13 protein-coding genes and 1 pseudogene are annotated in these 17,264 nt (G+C 70.8%); 11 read left to right on the top strand and 3 right to left on the bottom strand.

What is annotated here, in order from left to right; translation table 11 throughout:
- Positions 1-12: 12 nt before the first annotated feature.
- From OG456_RS09595 to OG456_RS09585, 3 genes are all read right to left on the bottom strand, one after another.
- Complete coding sequence (locus tag OG456_RS09595) at positions 13-1,227, bottom strand: sensor histidine kinase (protein WP_266559178.1); 1,215 nt, start codon at positions 1,225-1,227, stop codon at positions 13-15.
- 90 nt (positions 1,228-1,317) lie between these two features.
- The gene (locus OG456_RS09590) at positions 1,318-3,594 is read right to left on the bottom strand and encodes a TOMM precursor leader peptide-binding protein (protein ID WP_266559176.1); all 2,277 of its coding nucleotides are present in this window, start codon (positions 3,592-3,594) and stop codon (positions 1,318-1,320) included.
- Entirely contained in the window at positions 3,591-3,998 is a 408-nt protein-coding gene (locus OG456_RS09585) for a hypothetical protein (protein ID WP_266559174.1), read from the bottom strand. Before OG456_RS09585 ends, OG456_RS09590 begins: the two co-directional genes overlap by 4 nt.
- Positions 3,999-4,248: 250 nt before the next feature.
- Between OG456_RS09585 and OG456_RS09580 the strand changes: the two genes are divergently transcribed.
- The 11 genes and pseudogenes from OG456_RS09580 to OG456_RS09530 all read left to right on the top strand — a co-directional run bounded on the left by OG456_RS09580 (position 4,249) and on the right by OG456_RS09530 (position 17,203).
- Positions 4,249-5,043: an AfsR/SARP family transcriptional regulator gene (locus OG456_RS09580; RefSeq protein WP_266559172.1), complete on the top strand. Its 795-nt coding sequence runs from the start codon at positions 4,249-4,251 to the stop codon at positions 5,041-5,043.
- Between the two features lie 63 nt (positions 5,044-5,106).
- Complete coding sequence (locus tag OG456_RS09575; RefSeq protein ID WP_266559170.1) at positions 5,107-6,732, top strand: acyl-CoA carboxylase subunit beta; 1,626 nt, start codon at positions 5,107-5,109, stop codon at positions 6,730-6,732.
- A 261-nt stretch (positions 6,733-6,993) separates the two neighbouring features.
- Positions 6,994-8,259 carry a beta-ketoacyl synthase gene (locus OG456_RS09570; protein ID WP_266559169.1) on the top strand — a complete coding sequence of 422 codons (1,266 nt, stop codon included), beginning with the start codon at positions 6,994-6,996 and terminating at the stop codon, positions 8,257-8,259.
- Positions 8,256-9,470: a ketosynthase chain-length factor gene (locus tag OG456_RS09565; RefSeq protein WP_266559167.1), complete on the top strand. Its 1,215-nt coding sequence runs from the start codon at positions 8,256-8,258 to the stop codon at positions 9,468-9,470. Before OG456_RS09570 ends, OG456_RS09565 begins: the two co-directional genes overlap by 4 nt.
- A 99-nt stretch (positions 9,471-9,569) precedes the next feature.
- Positions 9,570-9,839, top strand: coding sequence for an acyl carrier protein (locus OG456_RS09560; protein WP_266559164.1), 270 nt, complete (start codon positions 9,570-9,572; stop codon positions 9,837-9,839).
- A 123-nt stretch (positions 9,840-9,962) separates the two neighbouring features.
- A complete protein-coding gene (locus tag OG456_RS09555) occupies positions 9,963-11,741 on the top strand; it encodes an acyltransferase domain-containing protein (RefSeq protein ID WP_266559159.1) in 1,779 nt (592 codons plus the stop codon).
- Positions 11,738-11,965 carry a DUF6059 family protein gene (locus OG456_RS09550; protein ID WP_266559157.1) on the top strand — a complete coding sequence of 76 codons (228 nt, stop codon included), beginning with the start codon at positions 11,738-11,740 and terminating at the stop codon, positions 11,963-11,965. Before OG456_RS09555 ends, OG456_RS09550 begins: the two co-directional genes overlap by 4 nt.
- 5 nt (positions 11,966-11,970) lie before the next feature.
- Positions 11,971-13,824: pseudogene (locus OG456_RS09545) on the top strand (2-oxoacid:acceptor oxidoreductase subunit alpha); the annotation flags it as partial.
- Positions 13,817-14,866: a 2-oxoacid:ferredoxin oxidoreductase subunit beta gene (locus OG456_RS09540; protein ID WP_266559155.1), complete on the top strand. Its 1,050-nt coding sequence runs from the start codon at positions 13,817-13,819 to the stop codon at positions 14,864-14,866. The pseudogene OG456_RS09545 and the gene OG456_RS09540, both read left to right, overlap by 8 nt.
- Positions 14,867-14,924: 58 nt before the next feature.
- Positions 14,925-16,445, top strand: a complete 1,521-nt coding sequence (gene miaB / locus OG456_RS09535; protein WP_266559153.1) for a tRNA (N6-isopentenyl adenosine(37)-C2)-methylthiotransferase MiaB — start codon at positions 14,925-14,927, stop codon at positions 16,443-16,445.
- Between the two features lie 47 nt (positions 16,446-16,492).
- Positions 16,493-17,203 (top strand): class III extradiol dioxygenase subunit B-like domain-containing protein, encoded by a 711-nt coding sequence (locus OG456_RS09530; RefSeq protein WP_266559151.1) that lies wholly within the window; start codon positions 16,493-16,495, stop codon positions 17,201-17,203.
- The last annotated feature ends 61 nt before the right edge of the window (positions 17,204-17,264 follow it).

Below are 17,264 nucleotides of genomic sequence, written 5' to 3'. Positions count from 1 at the left end.
CGGTTAGATGTGTCAGGCTACGGCGGTTCTCTCCGGGCGCGTTGGCTCGAACACCAGTAGCTCGTTCGCGTCGTGGCCCGTGGGTCTGAGCGGCGCCCAGACCTCCAGATGGAATCGGCCGTCCTCCCGCAGCCCCGCGGAGAGCCCGCCCCCGATGGCGGCGAACCTGCCCCGGAGGTTGTCCAGACCGGAGCCGCCGCCCGAGCGGGCGGACTCCAGTTCGCTCTGTTCGTGCGGATTGTCGTTGGTGAGGCCGAGCCGGACCGTTTCTTCTTCGATCTCCGCCTTGATGGTGCAGACCCGCACCTGGCTGTGCCGCAGGATGTTGGTGACCCCCTCCCGCAGCGCGGTGGCGAGCACGGTGTCGACGACGGGGTGCAGTCGGCCGCACTCCACCTCGACCTCCGCGCGGATGTCGGCGGCGGAGAGGACCGTCCCCGTCGACTCCGCCTCCTCGATGAGAGACATGTTGCGGTACCCGCTGGACACGAGCCGTACGTCGGCCAGGGCCTGCCGCGCCACCTGGAGCACCGCGAGGGTCTCCTGACGCGCCTTGTCCGGACGGGTGTTGATCAGCCGCTGGATCAGCTCCCCCTTGAGCGTGATGGCGGACAGGCTGTACCCGAGCAGGTCGTGCAGGTCCCGGGCGAACCTCAGGCGTTCCTGCGCGACGGCCATCCGGGCCAGTTCCTCGCGGTTCTCGTGCACTTCGGTGACCAGGTCGGTGAGCCGGGTCAGACCGTAGATCACGAGGCCGGTGAGCGTGCTGGCGATGGTGAAGTAGAGCACCAGGTCGACCGGCGCCCCGGCCAGCACGTTGTACACCGGGATGAAGACGATGAGCAGTCCGTAGCTCGGCCAGGCGAACCTGGCCGGCAGTGTCAGCAGCAGCGATGCGGCCAACGGACCTTCCATGCTGCCCCAGTTGATGCTGAACAGGGCGAGCGGCCCGAAGGTGAGCGCCGCCTGGAGCAGCAGGACGAGCACCTTGCGCCGGGTGGGCCACCGGCGGGCCTGCGGCGAGGAGACCGCCAACTGCGTGCCGAACAGGGCGAGTACGAGGGCCACGCACAGGGCGAGTTCTCCTGTGGTGGGGTGCGTCCGCACCACGTTCAGCACGGTCATCGTGGCGTAACAGACCAGCGCCGCGACGATGATCGCGTGAGCCAGTCGGGGGGCGGGAGCCTGGGACCGTGGTGAGAACGGAACGACGTCCCTCGTCGGCATTTGCCGCCTCCTCGCGAGGATCGGTAGTGGCGGACGCATGTTAAGTCCATTCGCTGGTCGCGAGCCAGCGAAACGGAGCAACAGCCGAACTCAGACGAAGAGAGGAATCGGGTTGATTTCCTCGTATGTAAGAGGGCGTGCGAGGCGTCCGAGCTCCACCGGCGTCTCGAAGAGGCGCCCCGGGGCGAAGCGGGCCCAGAAGTGCCGCATTCCCGGAATGATCACCTTCACAACAGGAAGTCCCACGTCGGGGCGGGTTTGGTCGAGTATCAGCATCTCCATGCCACGGTCACGTACGAGGGTTTCGGCCAACTTGATGTCATCAAGTAGATCGCCGTGTTCCGGAAAGGAATAGGACCCGGGGGTCCGTGGACCTTCGGCTGGATCCGCGCGAACGTATGGCTGATTTTCCACCGTCGCCCCCTGCCACCAGGCAGATAGATCGGGATCCGCTGACAGGAATTCGGCCGAGTCCGCTTCCGGGGGAAGGAGTTGTGCCATTTCCGTGACCGCCCGGCGCAGCGCAAGGCGGGGATCGAAATGAGCCCCGAAGCCGAAGGAGATGCCCTCGGCGGTTCCGCCGGTGCGGCGGGACATCGCCACCATGACCGGAATGCCGAAGTCCGACGTGAGATCGAGGACCCACACCTCCCGGCCGAGCCGTTCGTACGCCTGCCGGGTGCGGGCCAGCCACGGTTCGTCGAACGCGTCGAGGTCCACCGCCGGCTGGCGCGTGCGGTTGTACCACCACAGCGCCACCGCGTCCCGCTCCACCAGCTCCAGGAAGCCCTGGACGACGGCGTCCTCCGGGCTGCTGCCCGCCGCGTTCCCGTTGGAGTCGGCCCACGGCGCGGCCGTCACCCCGTCGGGACCCGGCCCGAAGTACAGCATCGACGTGGGCAGCAGCCGCTGCCGGCCCGAGGTGAGCGACCACACCGGCGTCCAGTCGGCCGGCGCCTTCGGGTCGAACGCGGGCGGGACCTGCTGGAAGCGCGAGTGCCGCGGATTCCATGTGTGCCGCTCCCGGAACTGCCGGTCGGAGAACAGCTGGCAGGCATTGGGGTGCAGGGCCGCCTCCCCGAGCCCGGCCAGCGTGCCGCGCACCGTGGGCTCGTCGCCCTGCCGGCTGCCGCAGTAACGCTCCAGGGCCTCGCACAGCGCCCCGACCTCGGCCTCCTGCGGCGTGGTTCCCTTGCCGCCGCTCTGACCGCGCAGCCCGCCGCGCAGGCCGGCCAGCGAACGGCTGTCACCCAGCGCGAGATTGCGCCCCGCGACATACCGGTTGAGTCCGTCGGGGGAGCCGGGCGCGGGGCGGAGCTCCGACACCACGCCCGTGACCGAGTCGGCCAGATGCCGGTAGCGGGACAGCACCGCCTCCGCGCTCAGCGACCGGTGATTGCCGCCCACCGTGCGGGACTTGGGGCTGGAGCGCGGCGTGAACGGCTCGGACACCTGCCGCGCGACGAGCTCCGGATCCCCGCACGTGGGGCACTGCGGACGCCGGGTCACCGGATGCCGGCGGGTGGCGAGGGTGCGGGTGTCGAGCGTGCAGACGGCGCGCTGCCCGTCGTACCGCATACCGGCCACCCACTTCGTCGCCTCGAGCACCGCCGTGTGCAGGCCCAGGGCCCGCACCGTGGCGAACGAGGCCTCGGGCACGGGCACCACACCCCCGAGTCCCAGGGCCTGGCGCACCGGAGCCGTGGACGACCGGTGGCCGCGCAGCCGGTGCGCCAGACACTCCCAGCACGCGTCCTCCGCGCCGCCGAACACCGGGCCCACCCATGTCTCCGCGCCGCTCGGCTTCGCCAGCAGCCAGGCCCGGCCCGACGCGCGGTGCACGGCGTCGACCTCGGCGAGGCGCGGGTCCAGATAGTCGTCGCACAGGACGAGGGAGACCTCGGCCGCGTCCTCTTCGCCGGGAGCGGCCATCCGCAGGCCGGCCGCCCGGCACTCGGCCCGCGCCGCCGCCGCATCGCCGTTCCCCAGGTGGACGAGCGCCACCCGCGTCTGGCGGAACGAGGCGGAGGCGCTGGGCCCGTGCACGCCGGCGATCTCCCAGTACGCCTCCGTCGAGGCATCGGTGGCCGGGTCGTGATAGCCCACCAGGTCGGCCCGGGCGAGCTCGGCGATCATGCGGGCCGCGGTGTTCGGCGGCAGCGTGGCCGCCGCCTCCCGCAGGACGTCCGCCAGGGTGCGGGTGCCGTCGAGCAGCGCCGCCAGCTGCTGGACCTCACGGCCCTGCAAGGCCGTCGTCCCCCGCTCCGACAGCAGGTAGACGGCGTCCCCCTCGATCGCCTCCACCCGCAGGTGTCTCTTGAAGCCCACCGGAAGTTCGGCGAGCGCTCTCCCCCCGGAAGTGTTCATGCACGCGCCGCCGCGGCCTCTTCGCCGGGCAGGGGCGCCATGCCGGTGGCGCAGCCGTAGAGAGTGATCGCGGACGGGCGGTCCAGGTTGTCGATGACCAGCTCGCGCTGTGACTCGCCGGGCAGCGGAGCCATGCCGGTGGCGCAGCCGTACAGGGTGATCCCGGACGGGCGGTCCAGGTAGTCGATGACCAGGCCGCGGCCGTCGGCGCTGTTCTTGTACACCTCCCCGAAGAGCTCGGCGAAGTCGTCGCCGTACACCGGCTCCATGGCGGGGAGGCCGAACTCGGTGAGTACGGAGACCGGGTCGCTCGTGTAGCGCTGGGCCAGGTCGGGCTCCAGGCCGGCCCGGGCGGTGAGCAGTGCGAACTGGTGATCCGAAGTCAGCTGAACGGTGGTGTCCATGATGATCCCCCTGGCGAGTTGATCCTGAGCGGCGTCGTTCGCTTGCCGATGGCCAGGATTCTGCGGTCCGCCCCGTCACACGGCACAGTGCCGGGCTCACCATCGGGGCATGACATTTTCACGCCCGGCCTCGTGACCACCTCACTGGGACTCGACCGCCGTGGGTGCGAGGCTCGGCCCAGACTCCGCAAACCTGTGCAGGCCCGCCGACGGACCTGCCGCACCAGCGCACGAAGGGGAGGGCGCCATCATGGAGATCAATGTCCTTGGGCCGTTGACGGCCCGTGAGAACGGGGTGTCCGTCGTACCGACCGCCGCCAAACCGCGTCAGATCCTCTCGCTGCTCGCTCTGCAGTCCGACCGGGTCGTGACCGTGGCGACGCTCATGGAGGAGATCTGGGGCGAGGACATCCCGCGCAGCGCGGCCACCACCCTGCAGACGTACATCCTGCAGCTGCGGCGCAAGATCGCCGCCGCCCTCGACGGCGACCCGTCACGCCAGGCCAAGGACGTCCTGGTCACCCAGCACGGCGGCTACCTGCTCCAGGTGCAGCCGGGACAGGTCGACGCGCACGAGTTCACCCGGATCACCGCGTCGGGCCGCGCCGCGCACGAGGCCGGCGACTACGCCGCCGCCTCCGAACTCCTCGGCCAGGCACTGAAGATGTGGCGCGGCTCCGCCCTTGTCGACGTCCGCGTGGGAACCGTCCTCGAACTCGAGGTGCTCCGCGTCGAAGAGGACCGGATGGCCGCCCTGGAGCGGCGCATCGACGCCGACCTGAAGCTCGGCCGGCACACCGAGATCGTGCCGGAACTGCGCGTCCTGGTCGCCCGGCACCCGATGCACGAGAACTTCTGCGCCCAGCTGATGACCGCACTGCACCGGTCGGGCAGCGCCTGGCGCGCGCTCGAGGCGTACCAGCGGCTTCGCGTGACGCTAGTCGACGAGCTGGGGCTCGAACCCTCGGCCCGGCTGCAGCAGCTCCACCAGGCGGTGCTGTCCGCCGACCCGGCCCTGGACGTGCAGGTGCCCGCTTCCGGCTGACCCTCCGGGCGCCGCCCACGGCTTCTCCAGCACGTCTCTAGCCGGCGTTCCTACGTTCGGCCGATGACGATCCTCGACGACCTCACCGTCACCCCGGCAGCCCCGGCAGCCCCGGTAATCCCGGCCGTCCCGGCAGCCCCCGACCTCCACCGCGCGACCGCCGAACTGCGGCGCCTCAAGGAGGAGGTGAGCCGCGGACCCGACCCGGCCGCTACCCGGCGCCAGCACGAGAAGAACAAGCTCACCGCGCACGAGCGCCTTGAACTCCTCTTCGACGAGGGCACGTTCACGGAGATAGAGCCGCTGCGCAGGCACCGCGCCTCCGGGTTCGGCCTGGAGCACCGCAAGCCGCACGGCGACGGCGTCGTGATCGGCTGGGGCCTCGTCCACGGCCGCACGGTCTTCGCCTACGCGCACGACTTCCGGATCTTCGCCGGCGCGCTCGGCGAGGCCCACGCCGAGAAGGTCCACAAGGTGATGGACCTCGCGGCGGACGCGGGCGCACCCCTCGTCAGCCTCAACGACGGGGCGGGAGCCCGTATCCAGGAGGGCGTCACCGCCCTCGCGGGCTACGGCGGCATCTTCCGCCGCAACGTCGCCTCATCGGGCGTCATCCCGCAGATCAGCGTGATGCTCGGCCCGTGCGCCGGAGGCGCCGCGTACTCGCCGGCCCTGACCGACTACGTGTTCATGGTCCGCGACACGGCACAGATGTTCATCACCGGACCCGACGTCGTACAGGCGGTCACCGGCGAGAAGATCACCCACAACGGTCTCGGCGGCGCCGACGTGCACGCCACGACCTCGGGCGTCTGCCACTTCGCCTACGACGATGAGAGCGACTGCCTGGAGGACGTGCGCTTCCTCATCGCGCTGCTGCCGTCCCACAACCGCGAGATGCCGCCCGCGGTGCCCTGCGACGACCCCGCCGACCGGCGCACCGACGGCCTCGTCGACCTCGTGCCGGCCGACCCGGGGCGCAGCTACGACATCCGCGCGGTGATCGAGGAGATCGTCGACGACGGCGAGACCTTCGAGGTCCATGAGGCGTGGGCGCCCAACATCGTGTGCGCCCTGGCGCGCCTCGACGGCCGCACGGTCGGCATCGTCGCCAACCAGCCCGCGGCCCTCGCCGGCGTCCTCGACATCCACGCCAGCGAGAAGGCCGCGCGCTTCGTCTCCACGTGCGACTCGTTCAACATCCCGCTCGTCACCCTGGTCGACGTCCCCGGCTTCCTGCCCGGCGTCGACCAGGAGCACAACGGCATCATCCGGCACGGCGCGAAGCTCCTGCACGCGTACTGCAACGCGACCGTGCCCCGGATCTCCCTCGTCCTGCGCAAGGCGTACGGCGGCGCGTACATCGTCATGGACTCCCGCTCCATCGGCGCCGACCTCGCCTTCGCCTGGCCCACCAACGAGATCGCCGTGATGGGCGCCGAGGGCGCCGCGAACGTCATCTTCCGGCGCGAGATCGCCGCGTCGGACGACCCCGAGGCCGTACGCGCCCGCCGGGTCGACGAGTACAAGACCGAGCTCATGCACCCCTACTTCGCGGCGGAACGCGGCCTGGTGGACGACGTGATCGACCCGGGGGAGACCCGCAGCGTCCTCATCCGCTCGCTCGCGATGCTGCGCTCCAAGAGGGCCGAAGTACCCGCCCGCAAGCACGGAAATGTCCCCACATAGGTGCGCCGTTCAACAGGTCCACGCGCACACGAGTCCGGTTCTAGGGCACGGACGTTCCATAGCTTCACCGGTCAGGGCAGCACGCCAAGAGCGCGTCGCAGACCGGCACAGGCCGGCCGAGGGGGTTCCCACCCCGAACCCCCTCCGGCCGCCGCCTCCGACTCTTGATCAGCACGGACGAAGGGATCGACAGTGACCCCCAGAGTGCCAACCGGCTGGTGCGCCTCGACGCACCCGGCCCCGTCGAAGGCCAGGTAGACCATGCGACGAGTCGCCATCACCGGCCTGGGCGTCGTGGCCCCGGGCGGGGTCGGTGTCAAGGAGTACTGGGAGCTGCTCACCGCGGGCCGCACCGCCACCCGCAGGATCTCCTTCTACGATCCCTCTCCGTTCCGCTCGCAGGTCGCCGCCGAGGTCGACTTCGACCCCTTCGCGGCAGGCCTCTCCCAGCAGGAGACCCGCAGGCTCGACCGGGCCGCGCAGTTCGCGGTCGTCTCGACCCGCGAGGCCCTGACCGACAGCGGCCTCGAAATATCCGCCGTCGACCCCGGCCGTATCGGCACGGCGGTCGGCAGCGCGGTCGGCTGCACCACCAGCCTGGAACGCGAGTACGCCGTCGTCAGCGACGGCGGCCGCAAGTGGAACGTCGACCACGAGTACGCGGTACCCGAGCTGTACCGGCACTTCGTGCCCAGCTCCCTTGCCGCCGAGGTCGGCAGGGCCGCCGGAGCCGAGGGCCCCGCGGCGGTCGTCTCCACCGGCTGCACCTCCGGACTCGACTCGCTCGGCCACGCCGTGGAACTCATCCGCGAGGGCACCGCCGACGTCATGATCGCCGGAGCCACCGAGGCGCCCATCTCGCCGATCACCTCGGCCTGCTTCGACGCCATCCTCGCCACCACACCCCGCAACGACACCCCGGAGAGCGCCTGCCGGCCCTTCGACAAGACCCGCAGCGGACTCGTCCTCGGTGAGGGCGCGGCCATCCTGGTCCTGGAGGAGCTGGAGAGCGCCAAGCGCCGCGGCGCGCACATCTACGCCGAGATCTCCGGCTTCGCGTCCCGCTGCAACGCGTACCACATGACCGGACTCAAGCCCGAGGGCCTGGAGATGGCGGAGGCCATCGACGCCGCGCTCGCCGAGTCCCACCTCGCCCCGGAGACCGTCGACTACGTCAACGCCCACGGCTCCGGCACCAAGATGAACGACCGCCACGAGACCGGCGCCTTCAAGCGCAGCCTCGGCGAGCACGCCTACCGCACCCCGGTGAGCTCCATCAAATCGATGATCGGCCACTCGCTCGGCGCGATCGGCTCCCTGGAGATCGCCGCCTGCGCCCTCGCGATGAAGCACGGCGTCCTGCCGCCCACCGCGAACCTCCACGAGCCCGACCCCGAGCTCGACCTCGACTACATCCCGCTCGTCGCCCGCGAGCAGCAGACCGACGTGGTGCTCAGCGTGGGCAGCGGGTTCGGCGGATTCCAGAGCGCCATGGTGCTGGCCCGCCCGGACAGGAGGACCGTATGACCGCCGCAGTGGTGACCGGCCTGGGCATCACCGCCCCCAACGGCCTCGGCACCGAGGAGTTCTGGAAGGCCACCCTGGCCGGCGAGTCCGGCCTCGGACCCGTCACCCGCTTCGACGCCACCCAGTACCCGTCCCGCATCGCGGGCGAGGTCCCCGGCTACGTCGCCGAGGAGCACATCCCCAGCCGCCTCATGCCGCAGACCGACCACATGACGCGCCTCGCGCTGACCGCGGCGGACTGGGCCCTGAAGGACGCCGGGATCGACACCGAGGAACTCCCCGAATACGGCATCGGCGTGGTCACCGCCGCGTCCGGCGGAGCCGTCGAGTTCGGCCAGCGCGAACTCCAGAACCTGTGGAGCAAGGGCAAGGAGTACGTCAGCGCGTACCAGTCCTTCGCCTGGTTCTACGCCGTCAACACCGGCCAGATCTCCATCCGGCACAAGCTGCGCGGCCCCAGCGGAGTCCTGCTCACCGAGCAGGCCGGCGGCATCGACGCCATCGGGCACGCCCGCCGCCACATCCGCAAGGGCTTCCCCGCCGTCATCGCGGGCGGCGTCGACGCGGCCATCTGCCCCTGGGGCTGGGTCCCGCAGATCGCCTCCGGCCTGATGAGCACCGTCGACGACCCCACCCGGGCCTACCTCCCGTTCGCCGCCGAGGCCGCCGGATACGTCCCCGGTGAGGGCGGCGCCATCCTCCTCGTCGAGGAAGCAGGCTCGGCCGGCGCCCGCAGCGCCGCCCACGTCTACGGCGAGATCGCCGGATACGCGGCGACCCTCGACCCGGCCCCCGGCACCGGCCGCCCGCCCGGCCTGCGCAGGGCCGCCGAGAACGCCCTCGCCGACGCGGGGATCACCGCCTCCGACGTCGACGTCGTCTTCGCGGACGCCGCCGGCGTACCAGACCTCGACCGGGCCGAAGCAGAGGCCCTGACCGGGCTGTTCGGGCCGAACGGTGTCCCCGTCACGGCCCCCAAGACGATGACCGGCCGCCTCCTCGCCGGCGGGGCCGCGCTCGACGCGGCGACGGCGCTGCTCGCCCTGCGCGACGGCGTCATCCCGCCCACCGTCCACGTGGGCGCGCCCGCCCCGCAGCACACCATCGACCTGGTCACCGAGGCACGCGAGGCCGACCTGCGCACCGCACTCGTCCTCGCCCGCGGCCACGGCGGCTTCAACGCCGCACTCGTGGTGCGCCGCACCACCTGAAACGGTTCGCGGCCCGCCGCATCCGTACGGATCGTCCCGCTCCACCAGTCGCTCCACCACCCAGCACCAGTGCGCCCAACCGAGAGGACGGCACCAACCATGACCACCTCCACCGCCACCGTGACCCTGGCCGACCTGACCCGCATGCTCCGCGAGAGCGCCGGCGAGGAAGAGGGCATCGACCTCGACGGCGACGTCATCGACACGCCGTTCATCGAGCTCGGCTACGACTCCCTCGCCCTGCTCCAGGTCATCGGCGAGATCCAGCGCGAGTTCGGCATCAGCATCCCGGACGACGCCGTCGTCGACGCGGAGACCCCGGGCGCGCTCCTCGCCCTCATCAACTCCGGCCGGACGCCCGCCGCCTGAGGCGCCGACCGGACATCCCGCGGCCGCCCTGCCTACGTTCCCCCGGCAGGCAGGGCGGCCGTTCCTCCGCCCTCATCCCTTGACATCCATGCGGCCGGAGCCACGGTCCACGAGGAGGGAACCATGTCACTCACGTCCCACAGTGCGGTGGTCCGCCGGCTGATCGTCAGCCCCGGCCCGGCTCCGCAGGAGCAGACGCCGGTCGTGGCATCGGCCACCGCCGTCTCGGCCGTACTGCGTGCCTTCGGCCGTTCCCCCGAGGAACTGCCGGCCCGCACCGTCGTCCTCATCGGCTCCGCCGTCGTCGGGCCCGGCCTGCGCGCCGAGCACGAGGGCTTCGCCGTCATGACCGCGGCCACCCCCGGCATCGCCCTGCGCCGCGCCCACCACGAACTCCACGAGGGCACCGCCGACCTAGCCCTCGTCGCCGGCTTCGGCGAACCCGACGCCCACACCATCACCGTGTACGCGGTGAAGCGCGCCGCCGAAGCGGTCGCCGACGGAGACGCCGTCCTGGGAGTCCTCGACGTGACGTCCCCGGCCGGCACACCGCCCCTGCGGCCCGTACCGCAGACCCCGCGCGGCACCGACCCCGACCGCCACCGCCTGATCCTCTGGTCGGGCCGCACCACCGACGACGAGGTCCGCGTACGCGGCGAACTCCTGCCCATGCTCAGCGGCCTCCACCGCGAGGCCTACCCCGCCCTGCCGACCGCCGTGCCCTGCGGCACCCCGCCGGGCCCGGTGCGCGCCGCCGCCGTCGCCGTGTCCGCGCTCGCCGCCCGCACCGTCCACCAGGCCCGCGCCGTCGACGTGTCCCGCAGTCGTCCCGTCGTCCTGCTCTTCCCCGGCCAGGGCTCGCAGCACGCCGGCATGGCGGCCGGCCTCTACCGCCGCGAGCCCGTCTTCACCGCGGCCGTCGACGCGGCCCTGGCCCACATGGGCGAGGAGGGCTCCCGGGTACGCGCGGACTGGCTGAACCCGCAGAGCGCCGCCATCGGCATCGACGACGTACGCCGCGCCCAGCCGCTGCTGTTCGCGATCGACTACGCGCTGGGCCGCATGATCCTCAGCTGGGGTGTACGCCCCACGGCGTTCCTCGGCCACAGCGCGGGCGAACTCGTGGCAGCCACCTTCGCCGGCGTGGTCTCCCTGCGCGACGCCGTCGCCATGGTCCAGGCCCGGGTCAGGGAGGCCGTGAAGATCCCGGCCGGCGGCATGCTCGCCGTGGCCGCGAGCGAGGAGCGGCTGCGCCCCTACCTGACGGACGGGGTGGGCATCGCGGCCGTCAACGCCAACCAGCAGGTGATGCTGGCCGGTTCGGACCGGCCCCTCGGCGAGGTCGCCGACCGCCTGCGCGCGGACGGACTCACGGTCGTCACGGTCCCGGCCACCAGCCCCTTCCACTCCCCGGCGATGGCACCCGCCTCCGACGCGATCGAGACCGACTACCGAGACATCCCGCTGCGCGAGCCGAAGCTGCCCCTCTACTCCGGCTACACCGGCACCCTGATGAGCCCCGAGGCCGCGCGCAGCCCCCGCTTCTGGGCCGACCAGATCACCGACACCGTCCACTTCCGCAACGCCCTGGACGAGCTCCTCGCGGCCGACGACGTCCTCCTCGTCGAGGCCGGCCCGCGCCAGACGCTCACCGCCTTCGCCCGCAGGCACCGCTCGGTCCGCCTCGGCGCCGGCGCGGTCTGCCCGCTCCTCCCGGCCCGCCCGGGCACCCAGGAGGCCGACCGGCAGTCCGTGCTCAACGCGGCCGCCCGCCTGTGGACCGAGGGCCACGACCTGGACCTGAACGCGGTCGCCCGTCTGTGGACGTGGAGCGACGACGACGCATCCGCAGCGGCCGGCACCAGGACGCCGCCCATACCGGCAAAGGCTCTGGTCGCATGAGAATCGTCTCCAAGGCCCTGCGCGAGATCTACCACTGGCTGACCGCCGCGGGATGGATCTGGCTGGGGATGTCCACGCTGGGCCCACCGCCGGTCGGGCCCGAGCCGAGCCTGGACGAGCCGCCCCAGGGGCACCCCGAGCGGCTCCGTCCGGACATCGCACTGACTTCGACCGAACTCGCGCTGCAGAGGCAGCTCATGGAGCCGATCAGGGAGCAGCGGTGAACGTGAAGGACGTACGGCGTCTGGACCGGGTGATCATCCGGTTCGCGGGTGACTCGGGCGATGGTATGCAGCTGACGGGTGACCGGTTCACTTCGGAGACGGCGTCGTTCGGGAACGATCTGTCGACGCTGCCGAATTTTCCGGCTGAGATTCGGGCGCCTGCGGGGACTCTGCCGGGCGTTTCTTCGTTCCAGTTGCATTTCGCGGACCATGACATCCTGACACCGGGGGATGCGCCGAATGTGCTGGTGGCGATGAACCCGGCGGCGCTGAAGGCGAATATCGCGGATGTGCCGCGTGGTGCGGAGATCATCGTCAACACGGACGAGTTCACCAAACGGGCGATGCAGAAGGTCGGTTACGCGACCTCCCCGCTGGAGGACGGTTCGCTGGACGGGTACAGCGTCCACCCGGTGCCTTTGACGGCCCTGACGGTGGAGGCGCTCAAGGAGTTCGAGCTGTCGCGTAAGGACGCGGGCCGTTCGAAGAACATGTTCGCGCTGGGTCTGCTGTCGTGGATGTATCACCGGCCCACCGAGGGCACGGAGAGGTTCCTGCGCTCGAAGTTCGCGAAGAAGCCGCAGATCGCGGCGGCGAACATCGCGGCTTTTCATGCGGGCTGGAACTTCGGTGAGACGACGGAGGATTTCGCGGTCTCCTACGAGGTCGCCCCGGCCTCCTCCGCGTTCCCGACCGGCACCTACCGCAATATTTCGGGGAATCTGGCTCTGTCCTACGGGTTGATCGCGGCGTCGAAGCAGGCGGATCTGCCGTTGTATCTGGGCTCGTATCCGATCACGCCGGCCTCGGACATCCTGCACGAGCTGTCGAAGCACAAGAACTTCGGTGTGCGCACGTTCCAGGCGGAGGACGAGATCGCGGGGATCGGTGCGGCGCTCGGCGCGGCGTTCGGCGGCAGCCTCGCCGTCACGACCACCTCCGGTCCGGGTGTGGCGCTGAAGTCGGAGACGATCGGCCTGGCCGTGAGTGTCGAACTGCCGCTGCTCGTCGTGGACATCCAGCGCGGCGGCCCGTCGACGGGGCTGCCGACGAAGACGGAGCAGGCGGATCTGCTGCAGGCGATGTACGGGCGCAATGGTGAGGCGCCGGTTCCTGTGGTCGCGCCGAAGACGCCGGCGGACTGTTTCGACGCGGCGATCGAGGCGGCCCGCATCGCGATCACCTACCGCACGCCGGTCTTCCTCCTCTCGGACGGTTATCTGGCGAACGGGTCGGAGCCGTGGCGCATCCCGGAGATCGATCAACTCCCCGACCTGCGTGCCCAGTTCGCCTCCGGCCCCAATCACACCGAGGCCGACGGCAGCGAGGTGTTCTGGCCCTACAAGCGCGATCCGCAGACTTTGGCCCGTCCGTGGGCGATCCCGGGCACGCCGGGTCTTGAGCACCGTATCGGCGGGATCGAGAAGCAGGACGGCACGGGCAACATTTCCTACGACCCGGCCAACCACGAGTTCATGGTCCGCACCCGCCAGGCCAAGATCGACGGTATCGAGGTCCCGGACCTTGAGGTCGACGACGCCTCGGGCGAGGCCAACACCCTGGTCCTCGGCTGGGGTTCGACCTACGGACCCATCACGGCCGCGGTGCGCCGGCTGCGCACCGCCGGCGAGCACATCGCGCAGGCCCATCTGCGCCACCTCAACCCGTTCCCGAAGAATCTGGGTGAGGTCCTGGGCCGTTACGACAAGGTGGTGATCCCCGAGATGAACCTCGGCCAGCTCGCCACCCTCATCCGGGCCAGGTATCTGGTGGACGCCCGCTCCTACAACCAGGTCAACGGCATGCCGTTCAAGGCTGAGCAGCTCGCCACCGCTCTCAAGGAGGCCATCCATGGCTGAGATGCTCAGCCTCGTGCCCAGGAGCGAAGTCGCCCTGGCGGCAAAGGACTTCAAGTCCGACCAGGAGGTGCGCTGGTGCCCGGGCTGTGGTGACTACGCGATCCTCGCGGCCGTGCAGGGCTTCATGCCCGAGCTCGGGCTGGCGAAGGAGAACATCGTCTTCGTCTCGGGCATCGGCTGCTCGTCCCGCTTCCCGTACTACATGAACACCTACGGGATGCACTCCATCCACGGCCGCGCCCCGGCCATCGCGACCGGCCTGGCCTCCAGCCGGCGTGACCTGTCGGTGTGGGTGGTCACCGGTGACGGCGACGCCCTGTCCATCGGCGGCAACCACCTCATCCACGCCCTGCGCCGCAACGTGAACCTGAAGATCCTCCTCTTCAACAACCGGATCTACGGGCTCACCAAGGGCCAGTACAGCCCCACCTCCGAGGTCGGCAAGATCACCAAGTCGACGCCTATGGGCTCCCTCGACGCACCGTTCAACCCGGTGTCCCTCGCGCTCGGCGCGGAGGCGTCGTTCGTGGCCCGCACCGTCGACTCCGACCGCAAACACCTCACCGACGTCCTGCGGCAGGCGGCCGCCCACCCCGGCACGGCCCTGGTGGAGATCTACCAGAACTGCAACATCTTCAACGACGGCGCCTTCGAAGTCCTCAAGGACAAGCAGCAGGCCGAGGAGGCGGTCATCCGCCTGGAACACGGGCAGCCGATCCGCTTCGGCACCGGCCTCGCCAAGGGCGTCGTGCGGGACTCCCAGACCGGTGACCTGGAGGTCGTCGACGTGAGCGAGGACAACCAGTCACAGATCCTCGTCCACGACGCGCACGCGGCCTCGCCCACCACCGCGTTCGCCCTGTCCCGCCTCGCCGATCCGCACACCCTGCACCGCACACCCATCGGCGTCTTCCGCTCCACCGAGCGGCCCGTCTACGACGCGCAGATGTCCGACCAGCTCGACGAAGCGATCGAACAGAACGGAAAGGGCGACCTGAGCGAGCTGCTGGCCGGGGGTGACACCTGGACCGTTGTGGGATGAATCCCGGGGGCCGACGGCAGGAGCAAAGGGGCTCCCGGCACCGCCTACCCTGGAGTGCATGACCAGCAGCGACCGGAGCCAGGCAGTGGACGTTCAACAATTCAAGACGTACGAGGTGCGCACCTACGGGTGCCAGATGAACGTCCACGACTCCGAGCGGCTCTCCGGCCTCCTTGAGGACGCCGGATACGTCCGTGCGCCCGAGGGCGCCGACGGTGACGCCGATGTCGTCGTCTTCAACACGTGCGCCGTCCGCGAGAACGCGGACAACAAGCTGTACGGCAATCTCGGCCGCCTGGCGCCGATGAAGACGAAGCGGCCCGGCATGCAGATCGCCGTCGGCGGCTGCCTCGCGCAGAAGGACCGCGACACCATCGTGCAGCGGGCCCCGTGGGTGGACGTCGTCTTCGGCACGCACAACATCGGCAAGCTGCCCGTCCTCCTGGAGCGCGCCCGCATCCAGGAGGAGGCGCAGGTCGAGATCGCCGAGTCCCTGGAGGCGTTCCCCTCCACGCTGCCGACCCGCCGCGAGAGCGCGTACGCGGCCTGGGTCTCCATCTCCGTCGGCTGCAACAACACCTGCACCTTCTGCATCGTGCCCGCCCTGCGCGGCAAGGAGAAGGACCGCAGGACCGGCGACATCCTCGCCGAGATCGAGGCGCTCGTCGGCGAGGGCGTCAGCGAGATCACGCTGCTCGGCCAGAACGTGAACGCGTACGGCTCGGACATCGGTGACCGCGAGGCCTTCAGCAAGCTGCTGCGCGCCTGCGGGAAGATCGAGGGCCTGGAGCGGGTGCGCTTCACGTCCCCGCACCCGCGCGACTTCACGGACGACGTGATCGCCGCCATGGCCGAGACGCCGAACGTGATGCCCCAGCTGCACATGCCGATGCAGTCCGGCTCGGACACCGTCCTGAAGGCGATGCGCCGGTCCTACCGGCAGGAGCGTTACCTCGGGATCATCGAGAAGGTGCGCGCCGCGATCCCGCACGCCGCCATCTCCACGGACATCATCGTGGGCTTCCCCGGCGAGACCGAGGAGGACTTCGAGCAGACGATGCACGCGGTCCGCGAGGCCCGCTTCGCGAACGCCTTCACGTTCCAGTACTCCAAGCGGCCCGGGACCCCGGCGGCGACCATGGAGGGCCAGATTCCCAAGGAGGTCGTCCAGGAGCGCTACATGCGCCTGGTCGAACTCCAGGAGGAGATCTCCTGGGACGAGAACAAGAAGCAGGTCGGCCGCACCCTGGAGCTGATGGTCGCCGAGGGCGAAGGCCGCAAGGACGGCGCCACGCACCGCCTGTCCGGCCGCGCCCCCGACAACCGCCTGGTGCACTTCACCAAGCCGGACACCGAGGTGCGCCCCGGTGACGTGGTCACCGTCGAGATCACCTACGCGGCCCCGCACCACCTGCTCGCCGAGGGCGACGTCCTCGAAGTGCGCCGCACGCGCGCGGGTGACGCCTGGGAGAAGCGGAACGCGGAGCCCGAGCAGAAGCAGGGCGTCATGCTCGGCCTGCCCTCGGTGGGCGTCCCGGCCCCGCTGCCGGCGGCCACGGGCGGCTGCGCCGTCAACTGACGGCACCACTCCCTGCGTGCCACATGAGGCGCAGTAGGCTGCCGATCATGCTTGTCGCCGCCGCCGTCTGCCCCTGTCCGCCCCTGCTCGTGCCCGAGGTCGCCGCGGGCGCGGCCCCCGAGCTGGACGCCGCGCGCGCGGCCTGTGACGAGGCCGTCCGCACGGTCCTGGCCGCCCGGCCCGACCTGATCGTGGTCGTCGGCGAAGGGCCGGTGACCCGTACGCACGAGCAGGGTGCCAGGGGCGGTTTCCAGCCGTTCGGTGTGGACCGCGAGGTCCGCCTCGGCGCGGCTCCCGAGGGCGCCGAGGTGTCAGAACACCGGCTGCCCCTGTCCCTCACGGTGGGCGCCTGGCTGCTCGACCGGGCCGGGTGGACCGGCCCTGTGGCGGGCTACGAGGTCGAGGGCGACAGGTCGTGGCCGACCAACGGCGAGGACGGCGTGCACCTCGCGGCGCGGGCCGACCGCGTGGGATTCCTGGTCATGGGCGACGGGTCGGCCTGCCGCAGCGTCAAGGCACCCGGCTATCTGGACGACCGCGCCGAGGGGGTCGACGCGTCTATCGCGCAGGCCCTGGGCGACGGCGACAGCGACGGCTTCTTCGCGAACCTCGACGAGGACCTCGCCCGCGAACTCAAGATCTCCGGCCGCTCCCCGTGGCAGATCCTCACGGCGGCCTTCGAAGAGGACGCCAACTGGCGCCTTCTGTACGAGGGCGCTCCCTACGGAGTGGGCTACTTCGTCGCCGACTGGTCGTAGGCGAGCGGCTGCCGCTGAACGGCGACGGCCGCGGAGCCGCACAAGGCTCCGCGGCCGTCCG

It is taken from the genome of Streptomyces sp. NBC_01446 (assembly GCF_026340095.1).
Lineage (GTDB): Bacteria > Actinomycetota > Actinomycetes > Streptomycetales > Streptomycetaceae > Streptomyces > Streptomyces aureus.
The sequence above is the reverse complement of the archived record's forward strand: the minus strand, read 5'-3'. Positions and strand labels throughout refer to the sequence as shown.